This window comes from Mariniradius sediminis (assembly GCF_021491425.1).
GTDB lineage: Bacteria > Bacteroidota > Bacteroidia > Cytophagales > Cyclobacteriaceae > Mariniradius > Mariniradius saccharolyticus.
Genome location: NZ_JAKEVZ010000021.1, coordinates 36285 through 49768, shown reverse-complemented (window position 1 = coordinate 49768; position 13484 = coordinate 36285). Strand labels below are relative to the sequence as shown.

Here is a 13484-nt window from a genome sequence, read left to right as displayed (position 1 = left end):
TGAAAGGAGGTGTGTCAAAACTAATTTATGCCTTGAATATGGTTCAAGGTTTTGTTGGTGCAAACCGGCTATACGGCCCAGAAACGCGGTTTTTTCAAAAATCGACAGATTATTTCACAGCCTGACGGTTTGCAGCTACAAGAAGTTGGCGATTTCGGAGACGAAAACTGTCAGCTAGGAATGAACTTGATACGAAGCACAAAGCTTCATTTAACCACTGAACCGCCAATTTCTTGTAGGTGCTGTTAGCACTCGTTTTTCTCATCCTTAAACGAAATTCAAATAATTAATTTCTTCAGTCAATATCTTCTTTTCAGTCTCGTTTAGTGTCGAAGCTAATTTGCTTTTCGTTGTTTGTCCAATTTGCAATATTTCGAGCCACTTCGGGTCATTTAAAATTGCTGAGTGGTCATAGTCGTCATTTTTCGGTGAGTCGTATTGATCCAATGCTTCGTGCCAGTCCTTAATTATTTCAAACTCCTGATTTGTCAACCAACCTTTGTCAATCGGATATTTATAATGGTCGTCAATTCCTAAGTCGTCAAAATAACTGCACATAAATTCGACAAATGACCAATGCGGATTTGTATGTGTCTTGTCGAGCCAAGATTTATTTTGAAGGTCAAGCGAAGTCAATTCGTTAATACAACCAAGCCATCTTTCTCGCCATAAATTCTTGTCGTCACTTGTCATGATATTTGTCTGTGTTGTCTGTTTTTAAAATGAGTGCTAACGATTGTATATCCTCAATATTGATGATATCATCCCGATTTGGAGTGATATCAACAATATTGTTGATATTTTTCATTTAGCCTAAAAGTAAGCCCCTTTAGTTCAAAATCCAATAGAACCGAACGGAAGGGTTTCATAAAATCCCCCACTCAAAAAACATCGCCATTGCCCCCGTAACCATAGGTATTCGATCAAAGCAGAAAAACTCAATCTTTCCCCTAGACATCATTTCTCGCAGCGTCCGCGGCTTTTCTTCGCAGCACTATCTGAGTGAAAGACGAAAAACAATCAATCCAAATCAGATGGACTGCTCCGCTTCCTACTTCAACACATAATAAGCCAACAGCCGCTGCACCTCGTAGACGTTGACGGATTTGGAAAACTGCTTGCGGATACTGGGTTCCTGCTCGCTGGAAACCCAAATCTTCAACTCGGCGTCCAGTTCAAAGGTGCCCGCCGTCTCCACGCTGAATCGGGAAATGCTCTTGTAGCTGATGGATTTGTACTCGACCTTGCTGCCAGTAATGCCCTGCACTTCGATCAGGATCAGGCGCTTGTTGGTAAAGATAAACGTATCCCGAATCAGCTTGAAGCCCAACTCAATTTGCTCGTTATCAGTGAGAAGCAGGCCATATTTTTTGAGCAATTCCTCCGGGCTGACTGCACCTGCATTGCCTAACAAAGCTGAAAATAGTCCCATGGTGATTGAATTTTATCAAAGCTAAAAAAGGAAAACCAATTTTTTGGAATCAATTTTTCCCAATAAACGAATTGGTCTCATGCAAACAAACGCATCAACGAGAACGAAAAAATTTAATGTGAGGCTGCACTTGATTGTCGGGAGGATTAGTTGGATATTTAACGAAACCATTTTATCAAATATGCCATGAAGTTCGTTTGCCTTTCCTTTCTTTTCACACTCTTAACTTTTTCCATCATTGCACAAGAAGCTACAGGATCCATTCCCTTTGTTGCTTACTGGCATGCAGGGGATTCCTACGATTTCAAGGTCACAAAAATCAAGAAACAATGGGAAAATGGAAATTTCACCAAGAACGACTCCACAAGCTACCAAACAAATTTTCTTGTTTTGGAGGAAACCGAAAGCGAGTACACAATACAATGGAGCTATCAAAAAGTATTTAGCGCAGCGATACCGGGTCCTCTCGAAAAGCAACTCACGGAAGGAATTCCAAACCAAATCATTTACAAGACAGATGAGACAGGAATATTTAAAGGAATTGAAAATTGGCAAGAGATCGCCAAGGCTGTGAACTCTATTTTCTCCCATTTGACAATCGAAGGCGAACTTGAGGAACAAGTCGCGAATGCAGTAAAACCGATTGTGAATGCTTTAAACACTAAAGAAGGGGTAGAGATGATTCTTTTCAAAGAGCTTCAATATCTCCATTTTCCGTTCGGTATAGAGTATACAATGGGGGAGGACATTACCTTTACTGAATTGTTGCCAAATAGCTTCGGCGGCGATCCGATCAAAGGGAATTCGACAATTTCTCTTCACGAACTGGACCAGGAAAAATCAACATGTACTTTACTTTACGAGATGATTCTTGACCCGGAGGACACAAAAAGGGCAATTCTGGATCTGTTGGCCCGAATGGGCCAAAGTAATGATGAATTCGCAAAGGCATTAGGGAACATGCAATTCGACATGTGCGATCAAAATGTTTTAAAATATTTCTACAACCCAGGTATTCCAATGAATATCGAATTTAAAAGGGAGACTTTGTTAACCCATGGGGGAGAAAAAGTATTCGGTATTGAAATCACAAGAATTGAACTAATCGAGTGATGTTTGAATTTCGATTGCAATCAAATTTTCTGAAAAACCAAATTTTGCAACCTAGGCCTAAAGCAAATTTATAATTATCCATTCCTTCATTCTCTTGTCCCCCATCGACCAATATATCGACACTTTTCCTCCCGAGGTTCAAGTACAACTAAGGAAAATCCGCGGGCTAATCTTCGAAATCGCCCCCGATGCGGAGGAAACGATGGCCTATGGGATGCCGGGCTACAGGACCCAAGGAAAACCACTTGTCTACTTTGCAGGCTACAAAAACCATATCGGCCTCTATGCCCTTCCCACAGGACACGCTGCTTTTGCGGCCGAACTCGCCGGCTACAAGCAAGGCAAAGGTTCGGTTCAGTTTCCGCTGAACAAACCGATGCCCTTTGATCTAATTGAGCGGATTATCCGCTTCAGGTATACCGAAAACCAAGGGAACAAGGGTTAGCCAGCGTTGATTTCACGCAAGACTGAATTTTAGTCGACTAATGTCTTTTTAATTCGTGTTTTGTTTAGTACATTAGTCCTGTTCATCAATCCAATCGTTGTTATGAAAAAGCTTATTCTTTTCTCCTTCCTTTTTGCTGTCACCGGAAGCAGTCACGCAGCAAACTCCCTTTCGGCACCGCTGAACAAACCTTCAGACTATCGACTGGCATTGATTTCGGAATATCCCAACCCAAACGACCCTGCTTTGGAGGAGCTTTTCGACTATTTCAGGAAAAACGTTAAATACCCGACTGAACTGCGACGCGATAATGTCCAAACCCACATGGTGGTATTTGTCCAAGTAGACGATAGCGGAAAAGGCAGCGTCGTAGAGATCATAGGCGAAAACCATGAGGGATTTTCCGGGCAGATCATCGCACTAATCGAAAAATATCCCAACAAATGGGGCGAATCATATTTTGGAAAGAAAGTAGGCATGCCCTTCATTTTCCAGAAACACAAGGGAAAGGAGATTGTCCCACCTTCATTGAAAAACGCAAGCTTTGATGAGCTTTTGACACCGATTACAGTCACCGGCTACGACGCCGTGCGATAGGAAAATCAGGTTGTACAAAAACAACGGCCGCCGCTTGTCTGCCATGGGTTACGCCACCTATCCGACAAGTAGCGGCCTTTTCGCATTTTGATTTGATATTTTTTGCGGAAACAGCTATTTTCCTATGTTGGGGAGAAATGCATTTTCCCAATTAACCATAAACCCGTCCCGCAATGCTGCTCCTCACCATCTTTTTTGCTTTGGCGCTGATACTGATCGCCATCGTGAAGTTTGATATCCACCCGTTCTTGGCATTGTTTGTTGGGGCAATCGTGTACGGACTAATGGCCGGCATGCCAACAGCAATGATCGTAAAGTCCATCCAGGAAGGATTTGGCGGGGTTTTGGGAAGTATCGGATTGCTGATTCTGTTGGGTGTCGTGATGGGTACGTTTTTGGAAAAGACCGGCGGAGCGATTGTAATCGCAGAGAAAATCCTCTCTTGGATTGGCCAAAAATCCATCACCATGGCCATGATGCTCAGCGGCTATATCCTCTCGATTCCAGTGTTTGGCGACAGCACATTCATCATGATGAATCCGATCAGCAAATCCCTTTCGTTGAAAGGCAAGGTGCCATATGCTGCCACCACAATCGCTTTGGCCCTGGGCGCAACAGCCAGCCATTCCTTGGTGCCGCCGACTCCGGGACCTATTGCCACAGCTGGAATATTGGAGGCTGACTTGGGAATGATCATTTTCTGGGGATTGATCGTCAGTTTGATTACCCTGATTCCAAGTTACTTTTTCATTCGAAAGTTTGTGACATCGATACCTCTTGAAGCCAAGATGGCCATCTCCGATGTTGAAAATCTTGCCGCAAAAAGACCATCCGCATTCAAGTCTTTTCTCCCGGTGCTGGTGCCTCTTTTCTTGATTATCCTAGCGTCTATCGCAAAATACCCAACACAGCCTTTTGGAGAGGGAGCCCTTGTGGACACGATCCTTTTTATCGGTACGCCAGTGATTGCATTGCTGATAGGTGCGTTTCTTTCTTTTTCTTTGCCGACCAAGTTTGACCGAAAAATCCTCTCCTCCACAGGCTGGATCGGGGAAGCCATCCTCATTGCCGCACCGGTGGTATTCATTACAGGCGCAGGCGGTGTTTTTGGGAAAATGCTCCAAAACTCCGGCATCGGTGACCTCGTCAGCGGCAACCTCAGTCAAGCGGGTTGGGGGATATTTCTGCCTTTTGCAATCGCCTTTGCGCTGAAGACTGCACAGGGTTCCTCTACCGTGGCGATGATCACCACGGCATCGATCATTGCGCCTTTGTTGGGTACGTTGGGACTCGATTCGGAGACGATGCGGGTTTTTGCGGCTTTGTCAATCGGTGCCGGTGCGGTGGCGATTTCCCATGCCAATGACAGCTTCTTCTGGGCCGTCACCCAACTCTCGGGACTCAGCATCAAGCAAGGCAATATGAGCCACAGCATCGGAACGATGATTATTTCCTTTACGGCGATTGCTTTGATCTATCTGCTGACGCTGGTGGTGTAGACTGTGGGTAATACGAATTATATTATTAGGATAATCGGCTTAAAATCTCCCTACCTCAAACGCTTTCAAATCCAGTGGACTGGCATAGCCTTGGTGCAGGTCTGTGAGGATTTTGCCGGTGGCGGGTGCCATGCTAATACCCATCATTCCGTGACCTGAGCCAATCCACACGTTTTGGTAACCAACAGCTGGACCGATATAGGGCAAGCCATCCGGCGAACATGGCCGGAGTCCTTTCCAAATCTCGGCTTCATTGGGGAATTTGGACTGAAAGCCTGGGTAATATTTATTGATCGATTCAAAAATCCCCCTTACCCGATTCATGTTGATACGCTCGTCAGTGCCGGCTATCTCCATTGTCCCACCGAATCTTACTTGATGACCATAAGGGCTCACGGCGACTTTTTTCTCTGTCAAGATACTGGCTTGGCGGATTTCGGGTTGGTTGTTTTGTAGAAAACTATATCCTTTTCCCCCCATCATCGGCATCGATATCCCGAGCATGCCCGCCAACTCCGCGGACCACGCACCACCACAGAGTATGAATTTCTCCCCTTCTATCCTTTCTCCATCAGTGACCAATGCTGTCACCTTGCCTGCTTTGGATTCAAAGCCTTTCACCTTCAAGAGGCTCTTGAATACGACACCCCTTGATTTCAGGTGTTTCTTCAGAAAGCCATACAAAGCCGATGGCGACAAATGCGCATCCCCCGGAAACAATACCGCACCTCGCGCATTCACTTCGAGATTAGGTTCAATCCTTTGGATATCTGCCTTTGTCAAGACTTCCGCCTCCAAGCCATGCTGCCGTGCGAGGTGGGCAAATTCTACCTCTTCCTTCTCCACTTCCGCGGTTTGGTACAGCATCATGAGGCCTTTTTCGAGCATTTGAAGGTCAGTGCCCTGATGGGCATCCCGGAATTGCTGGTAAAGGGACTTGCTCAATAGGCTGAGGTTTTTGAGATAAGGGATGGATTTCTCAACATGGGATCTATTGGCCGAGCGGAAAAAGAGCCAAGACCACTCCAACAACTTCCTGTCAAGCCTCGGGTGGATGTAAAAAGGACTCTTGGAAGAAAACATCCAAGCGATCCCTTTGCTAATCATGCCGGGCGCCGCCAATGGGATAATATGACTCGGCACAATCATGCCGGCGTTGCCCGTGGAGCAATTTGACTCTAGGTCGCCTTTGTCGACGATAGTGACTTCGACCCCTTCCTGATTTAGAAAATAGGCGGTAAACAAGCCAATAATGCCTCCGCCGACGATGATGGTTGGTTTCAATGTTTGAATTTGTTGTAGTCCTACGCGTAATTTTCAGCTGTTTATAGTACCAAGTTATTGGTATTTGCCTAATTTCTCAGAGTTAGGATCAATGGAGTTCAAAAAGGGGCTAATGCTGGAGGGTGCCAATCTATTTCGGTTAAGCTGACCTTTAAGAGGTTGTCTTACAAAATACGCCAGTGATCTCCGACTACGGATTTACTGGCTTCGGTCACTTGTACAAATAGGGCATTCTTGAATTACCATATTTTCTCCATTTCTGGTGGAAATTTCCTACTTTAACAACACTTTCATCCCTACTCATGTCCCTTTTTCCAAGCAAAGAACGGCTCGCCCATATTGTCTTTGAGCACAGTGACAAAGCCTCCCGACGGTTTGACATCACGGTCCTTTGGTTGATTCTCTTGAGCGTTTTGGTCGCGATCCTGGATTCCGAACCTTGGCTTCATGAGCGATATAAGAGGGAGTTCTATTTTTTGGAATGGGCATTCACCATCCTATTTACCATTGAATACATCCTACGCCTTTACCTAAGCAGCAGAAAACTGGGTTACATCTTTAGCTTCTATGGAATGGTGGACCTCTTGGCCATCCTTCCCACCTATTTGAGTATTTTCCTGGCCAATACCCAGTTCCTCGTGGTGATTCGTGCACTGAGATTGCTTCGGGTGGTTCGGATTCTGAAATTGGGAAGGTATGTCAAGGAAGCAGAAATACTCAAGTCGGCGCTGCGAAAAAGCCGTGCGAAAATCCAGATATTCATCGGTACCGTATTGACGATTGTATTGATCACAGGCACATTGATGTTCATTGTAGAAGGGCCTGATAGTGGGTTTACAAGTATCGGGGTGTCTATGTATTGGGCTATCGTCACCCTGACCACTGTGGGATACGGCGATATCACACCGATTACGCCGATTGGAAAATTCCTGGCCGCAGTGATCATGTTGCTCGGCTATGCCATCATTGCAGTGCCGACAGGAATCATCACCTCGGAACTGACGACGAGCTCCAAGTACACGCCGGATTCGGGCACAAAGGTCTGCAAGACCTGCAAATCAAGGCATTTGGACGCAGACGCCAACTACTGCAAATACTGCGGAGAGCGGCTGTGACCTATTCCAATGCCAAAAAAGTCATGCGGTATCTGCCTTCTTTCCCGTAGAGATAGAGCTTATTGCTTTCGATTTGGTAGACCTTAACCGCACGAAGGTATTCCAAGAATGTATTTTCAAAGTGATGCACAGGCAGCGTATTGGCCACATTGCTCGGTATCTCTGTAATGCCTTTGGAATCGATCACCATTGAAATCCCATCTGCATCATCTTCGTAACAACCTTCGATGATTCGGGCTATGGTGCGCGCTTCGAAACTTCGCAAATCCGCGCAATTCCCTGATTCCGAAATTTCCTTTTCAAATTCCAGCGAGATCTTCAGCAAATTGTCAAAATCCTCCCCGTTCAACGCAAAATGTGCTATTCGCGCGCTACAGGTCGTATTTTGATCAAACTCGCCCGTTTGTATATCCTGAAAACCAACGAATTCCCATTTTTGGTACAGTTCAAAATTTCCTGCTTTGTCGGAAATGTCAAAATCACAAATATGCCTTTGCTTCGGTGGATTTTCCACGATCACTTCGTTGGAAATAGGGATTTCATCCTCCTTGCAGGAAAAAATAATTACACTAAACAACAGAAAAATCAGGCATCTTGACATACGCCAAAATAACGAAAAAGCATCCGCTTTATTGGAGAAAACAAGTGCTTCTTTGAAAATGAAATTAGGAAATCGACAACATTCTACGTCTTCGGCGCGACTATCGATTCTCCTCTCCTTCGATAAATTGTTTTTGGATTTCATCGACTTCCCCAGGTTGGGCGGGCTTTGGCTCTTCTTTAAAAAATCTCCCCTGGAAAATCAAAATGATACTTACCCCCACAAATATCGAGGCATCGGCAATATTGAAAATTGGCCAAAGGGCAGTATAGGAACCTCCCCAAACAGGAATCCAATCGGGAAGATAACCTTCCCAAATATCGATGTAAAACATATCGATCACCTGACCATGAAACCACGGCGTCGGGGCGTTGTAAGGGGCATTGTTAAGGTAAACCCCATAGAAAATACTGTCGATCAAGTTACCGATCGCGCCGCCTAGAATCATTGAAATGCAGATGATGTAACCCACATGCATTTTCCTTTTGACAATAAAATACAAATAATACCCGATACCAAACATGGCGATCAGCCTGAAGGTAGTTAGTATCATTTTGCCATATTCCGAGCCTATCTGCATGCCGAAAGCCATCCCCGGATTGGTGGTGTAATGGAGCTTGAACCATTCTCCAAAGACTTTTATCTGTCCCGGTGTACCAAAATCCATGTTGTAATGGACCAGCATTTTGACGATTTGGTCAAGGATGATGACCGCGAGGGCAATTCCGAAATATTTTAGGTATTTCATGTATTTCTTTTCAAAGCCACAGATTTAAGGAATTTTTTGAAGAATCCTGTCGCCGCAGCGCCTAAATTGATTAATTCACTTTTTCAACATTCACTATCAACTCAAACTCATCCATATCCAAGACGACACCGTCTGCAATCGTCTCAAGGATTTCCAAAGACAAAGCCTGGGTCTCGGTTTGGATGTACTTCGCAAAGTTGGTGATCGCCTGCGTCACCAAATCAGAATGCCGTGAAACTTTGATTCGGATCTTGTCCTGGACTTCCAGACCCATGTCTTTGCGCAGGTTTTGTATCCTGTTGACAAGGTCACGGGCGACTCCTTCCTGCTTCAATTCATCCGTAACGGTCACGTCCAAAGCCACGGTGAGTTCCTGGTCGGTGGCCACGGACCAGCCAGGAATATCCTGCGAACTGATCAGCACTTCTTCCAGCAAGAGTTCGATGGTTTCGCCCTCAACTTGAACATCTATTTTGCCATTTCGCTCGATTTGGGCAATTTCCTCCTGGCCCCAAGCGTTCACAGCAGCTACCACGAATCGCATCTTTGGTCCTAGCTTTTTACCCAAAACAGGCAGGTTGGGTTTTACACTTTTTACTAAAATCCCGGAAGCATCGTCCAAATACTCGATTTCCTTGATATTGACCTCTGACTTGATCAGATCTTCTACGTGTTGGATTTGGGCTTTTGTTTTGGAATCCAAAACAGGTACCATGATGCGCTGAAGGGGCTGACGGACTTTGATGCCGATTTTTGGATTTTTCCTCAGCGAGTGAACCAAGGAAGAAATCCGCTGTGCCAAGTCCATGCTTGCTTCCAAATCCGCATTAATCAACGAGGTGTCTGCCTTGGTCCAATTGGTCAAGTGGATTGACTCAGGAAGGTCGGTGCGTGATTTGGTGAGGTTTTGGTACAACCATTCCGCATAGAACGGCGCAAATGAAGACATCAATTGCCCAACGACCATCAGGCACTCGTAAAGCGTTTCATAAGCCGCCTGCTTGTCGGGATTCATATCGCCGCGCCAGAATCGCTTCCTGGCAAGGCGCACATACCAGTTGGACAATTGGTCCACGGTGAAGTTCATGATCGCGCGGGTGGCCTTGGTGGCGTCATAGTTGTCCATGGCAGCCTCTACGTCCAAGATCAGCGATTGTAGTTTGGAAATGATCCATCTGTCCAACTCCGGCCTTTCGGCCACAGGGATGATATTTTGTGGATCGATTACAAACTCATCCAAGTTGGCATAGAGCGCAAAGAAATTGTAGGTATTCTGCAATGTTCCAAAAAACCTACGCTGCACTTCCGCTACGCCTTCGAGGTTGAACTTGAGGTTGTCCCAAGGGTTGGCATTGCTCAGCATGTACCAACGCAAGGCATCGGGACCGTATTCCTTGAGGGTCTTGAAGGGATCCACGGCATTGCCCAAGCGTTTGGACATTTTGTTACCGTTTTTGTCCAACACAAGCCCATTGGCAACGACATTTTTGAAAGCCACCGAATCAAACAGCATCCCTGCGATCGCGTGAAGCGTGAAGAACCATCCCCGCGTTTGGTCGACACCCTCGGCTATATAGTCGGCAGGGAAGTTGGCTTGGAAAACGTCTTGATTCTCGAACGGATAATGCCACTGCGCGTAGGGCATGGCGCCCGAATCAAACCAAACGTCGATCAGGTCAGTCTCCCGGTACATTTTCTGCCCTTTGCTGGAAACCAAAATGACGTCGTCCACATAAGGTCTGTGCAGATCGATCTCTTTGCCTTCCCATGGGGATTTTTGCATAAAGCCCTTTTCTATGGCTTTCTTCATCTCAACTTCCATTTCGGCAATGGAACCGATGCAGATTTCTTCCGTGCCGTCCTCAGTTCTCCAAATCGGAAGTGGCGTGCCCCAAAAACGGGAACGACTGAGGTTCCAGTCCACCAAGTTTTCCAGCCAATTGCCAAAGCGACCCGTGCCGGTAGCCTCGGGCTTCCAGTTGATGGTTTTGTTCAAGGCGACGAGTTGGTCCTTGTAGGCGGTAGTTTTGATAAACCAGCTTTCCAGGGGATAGTACAACACGGGCTTGTCTGTCCGCCAGCAATGCGGATAGCTGTGTTCGTATTTTTCTACCTTAAAGGCCTTGTTTTCGTTTTTGAGGATGATCGAGATAATGATGTCGGTGCTTTTGTAATCCTTGTCCGACTCATCGTCTTCGGTATAGTTTTTTACAAAAAAATCATCAGGACCATAGCTCTTGTGCGCAGTGATACCATGCTCCTGCATTTTGGCTGCGAGGTATTCGCCCACGACGTGGATAAATTTACCGCGTTTGTCTACGACAGGGATATCATTTCCAAGCTCATCCTTTACAAAGACTCCGGGGACGTTGTTCTGTACCAAAGTCCTGAAGTCATCCGCACCGAATGCTTTCGCCAAGTGAACGATGCCGGTACCATCCTCCGTAGTCACATAATCCCCAGCCACAACCGTAAATGCCGGATGCGGCAATGCCAAAGCGCCTATCGGGAACAACTGCTCGTATTCCCAGCCCAGCATCTGCTTGCCTTTGAACTCCTCCACGATCTCGTAAGGAATCAACTTGTCACCGGGCTTGTAATCGGCTACTGCGATTTCCTTTGCCTTCGGGTTGAAATAAGCAGACAACCTGGCTTTGGCCAAGATGGCGAGCATGGGCTCGAATGTGTACGGATTAAATGTTTTTACTTTGACATAATCGAGGTTTTCACCGATCGCCAAAGCGGAGTTGGAAGGCAAGGTCCAGGGCGTGGTCGTCCAAGCGAGGATATAGGTATTTTCCTGTCCCTTGAGTCTAAATTGGGCGGTGACGGAAGTATCCTTCACATCCTTGTAAGTGCCGGGTTGGTTGAGCTCATGTGAACTGAGACCGGTACCTGCTGCAGGAGAATAGGGTTGGATGGTGTAGCCTTTGTACAAAAGCCCTTTTTCATAAAGCCGCTTCAGCAAATGCCAGAGGCTTTCGATATAGTCCGATTCGAAAGTGATATAAGGATCGTCCAAGTCGACCCAATAGCCGATTTTCTCAGTCAAGTCGTCCCATTCATTCTTGAAGCGCATGACCGTCTCTCGGCATTTTTGGTTGTATTCGGCAATGCTTATCTTTTTGCCGATGTCCTCCTTGGTGATGCCCAGTTCCTTTTCTACCTGCAACTCAATCGGAAGACCATGGGTATCCCAGCCACCCTTTCGTTTGACTTGGTATCCCTGAAGCGTCTTGTACCGACAGAAAATATCCTTCAGCGTCCGCGCCATCACGTGGTGGATACCCGGAGTACCATTGGCGGAGGGTGGTCCTTCAAAAAAGGTGAAAGATGGTGACCCGTTCCGATTCGTAATGGACTTATTGAAAATATCGTTGGATTTCCAGAATTGCAGGATACTCTCCCCGATTTGGGGATAATCGACTTGTTTGAATTCCTGGTACTTTTTCACGGTATACAGCGGTTTTTTTACAGAAATTGCGCTAGGCTGTTGCCAAGCGCAAGATTGGTTAGGTGTTCGCTTGAAGTTTCGGCCAATCAAAACGGCCGTGGCAATTTCCTTCCGAAAAAGGCAAATTTTTGAAAGGCAGGCGCAAAGTTAAAATAAATTGCAGGAATAGAGGCAAATCGCCCGATAATTCGGAATTCGCTTCAATACTGCATTTATCGAAAAGCCCAATCAAAAATTGATTAGATTTAAACCATGCAAAAGACCATCTACGCCCCCGAAACCATACAAGAAATAATCCATAGAATCGACAAACTGAAGCCGACAGATTCCCCCAAATGGGGCCAAATGAATGCCGTGGAAATGCTCACCCACTGCAACATGGCTCATCAATCTATCCTCAAGGCACCACCCTCCGACGAAAAATCCACCCTCAAGCAGTTGGTTTCCAAGTTCATCTTTTTCAGGATAAAGAATGAATTTCCCCGATTCGCCCGCGGGCCAAAGAGGTTTGACATGAAAGGAAAAGTGAATGCCGAGGCCTTTGAGGAAGAAAAGTCAAAATACAAGCATATAATTGGCAAATACGGGAAATTGGAAGGAAAGATCGCCGCGATGCATCCGCGCCTAGGGAGACTCAGCCATGCCGAATGGGGTCGATTTGTCTGGATGCATGCCGACCACCACCTGCGGCAGTTTGGCCTTTGAGCCTTATTTTACCGCGATACAGGAAATCTCCACATTAACGTTTTTTGGAAGCCGGCTTACCTCTACTGTCTCTCGCGCGGGAGGATTGGTTTTGAAATATTGACCATATGCCTCGTTGATCGTGGCAAACTGGTCCATGTTTTTGATGAAAATCGAACACTTCACCACATTACCGAAGCCATAGCCCGCTGCCCGCAATACCGCCTCGAGGTTTTTCATCACAGCGTGGGTCTCTTCGGTGATATTCTCATTGATCAACTCGCCCGTTGCTGGATCCAAGGCAATTTGTCCCGATACATAGAGCGTGTTCCCAGCTTTTACTGCTTGGCTGTAAGGTCCGATCGGTGCCGGTGCTTCTTTCGAAAAGATGATTTCCTTCATGATTTTCTATTTTCCCGAAAAATAGGAATCAGAAACCACCTTTGAAAAAAATGCGGTTTTTTTGAAAGTCCAAAGGTGGTAATTTCGACAACCAAACATCAACTTTCAAG

13 protein-coding genes are annotated in these 13484 nt (G+C 46.0%); 6 read left to right on the top strand and 7 right to left on the bottom strand.

The genetic code is table 11. The annotated features are described in order from the left end of the window. Positions 1-267 precede the first annotated feature (267 nt). Complete coding sequence (locus L0U89_RS19015; RefSeq protein ID WP_234862970.1) at positions 268-693, bottom strand: hypothetical protein; 426 nt, start codon at positions 691-693, stop codon at positions 268-270. A 358-nt stretch (positions 694-1051) separates the two neighbouring features. Continuing rightward, positions 1052-1432 (bottom strand): PH domain-containing protein, encoded by a 381-nt coding sequence (locus L0U89_RS19010; protein WP_008628100.1) that lies wholly within the window; start codon positions 1430-1432, stop codon positions 1052-1054. Positions 1433-1822: 390 nt separating this feature from the next. Here L0U89_RS19010 and L0U89_RS19005 point away from each other — a divergent pair, with 390 nt between their 5' ends. The 4 genes from L0U89_RS19005 (at position 1823) to L0U89_RS18990 (ending at position 5086) form a co-directional block, all read left to right on the top strand. Next, positions 1823-2545: a hypothetical protein gene (locus L0U89_RS19005; protein ID WP_234862969.1), complete on the top strand. Its 723-nt coding sequence runs from the start codon at positions 1823-1825 to the stop codon at positions 2543-2545. 94 nt (positions 2546-2639) lie between these two features. Beyond that, the gene (locus L0U89_RS19000; protein ID WP_234862968.1) at positions 2640-2990 is read left to right on the top strand and encodes an iron chaperone; all 351 of its coding nucleotides are present in this window, start codon (positions 2640-2642) and stop codon (positions 2988-2990) included. 102 nt (positions 2991-3092) lie between these two features. Continuing rightward, entirely contained in the window at positions 3093-3587 is a 495-nt protein-coding gene (locus L0U89_RS18995; RefSeq protein WP_234862967.1) for a hypothetical protein, read from the top strand. A gap of 173 nt (positions 3588-3760) precedes the next feature. Beyond that, entirely contained in the window at positions 3761-5086 is a 1326-nt protein-coding gene (locus L0U89_RS18990; protein ID WP_234862966.1) for a GntP family permease, read from the top strand. Between the two features lie 39 nt (positions 5087-5125). On the opposite strand, the gene L0U89_RS18985 is transcribed toward L0U89_RS18990, so the two are convergent. Beyond that, complete coding sequence (locus tag L0U89_RS18985) at positions 5126-6370, bottom strand: NAD(P)/FAD-dependent oxidoreductase (protein ID WP_234862965.1); 1245 nt, start codon at positions 6368-6370, stop codon at positions 5126-5128. A 302-nt stretch (positions 6371-6672) separates the two neighbouring features. On the opposite strand from L0U89_RS18985, the gene L0U89_RS18980 reads away from it, so the two are divergent. Next, the gene (locus L0U89_RS18980) at positions 6673-7485 is read left to right on the top strand and encodes an ion transporter (RefSeq protein ID WP_234862964.1); all 813 of its coding nucleotides are present in this window, start codon (positions 6673-6675) and stop codon (positions 7483-7485) included. 1 nt (position 7486) lies between these two features. On the opposite strand, the gene L0U89_RS18975 is transcribed toward L0U89_RS18980, so the two are convergent. The 3 genes from L0U89_RS18975 to ileS form a co-directional block, all read right to left on the bottom strand. Next, on the bottom strand, positions 7487-8086 hold the full coding sequence (locus tag L0U89_RS18975; RefSeq protein ID WP_234862963.1) for a hypothetical protein: 600 nt from the start codon (positions 8084-8086) through the stop codon (positions 7487-7489). A 100-nt stretch (positions 8087-8186) separates the two neighbouring features. Then, the gene (locus tag L0U89_RS18970) at positions 8187-8834 is read right to left on the bottom strand and encodes a lipoprotein signal peptidase (protein WP_008628114.1); all 648 of its coding nucleotides are present in this window, start codon (positions 8832-8834) and stop codon (positions 8187-8189) included. Between the two features lie 70 nt (positions 8835-8904). Continuing rightward, complete coding sequence (ileS, locus tag L0U89_RS18965; protein WP_234862962.1) at positions 8905-12288, bottom strand: isoleucine--tRNA ligase; 3384 nt, start codon at positions 12286-12288, stop codon at positions 8905-8907. A gap of 252 nt (positions 12289-12540) precedes the next feature. Here ileS and L0U89_RS18960 point away from each other — a divergent pair, with 252 nt between their 5' ends. Continuing rightward, positions 12541-12993: a DUF1569 domain-containing protein gene (locus L0U89_RS18960; protein ID WP_234862961.1), complete on the top strand. Its 453-nt coding sequence runs from the start codon at positions 12541-12543 to the stop codon at positions 12991-12993. Positions 12994-12996: 3 nt separating this feature from the next. On the opposite strand, the gene L0U89_RS18955 is transcribed toward L0U89_RS18960, so the two are convergent. Further along, complete coding sequence (locus tag L0U89_RS18955; RefSeq protein ID WP_234862972.1) at positions 12997-13377, bottom strand: RidA family protein; 381 nt, start codon at positions 13375-13377, stop codon at positions 12997-12999. Between the last annotated feature and the right edge of the window lie 107 nt (positions 13378-13484).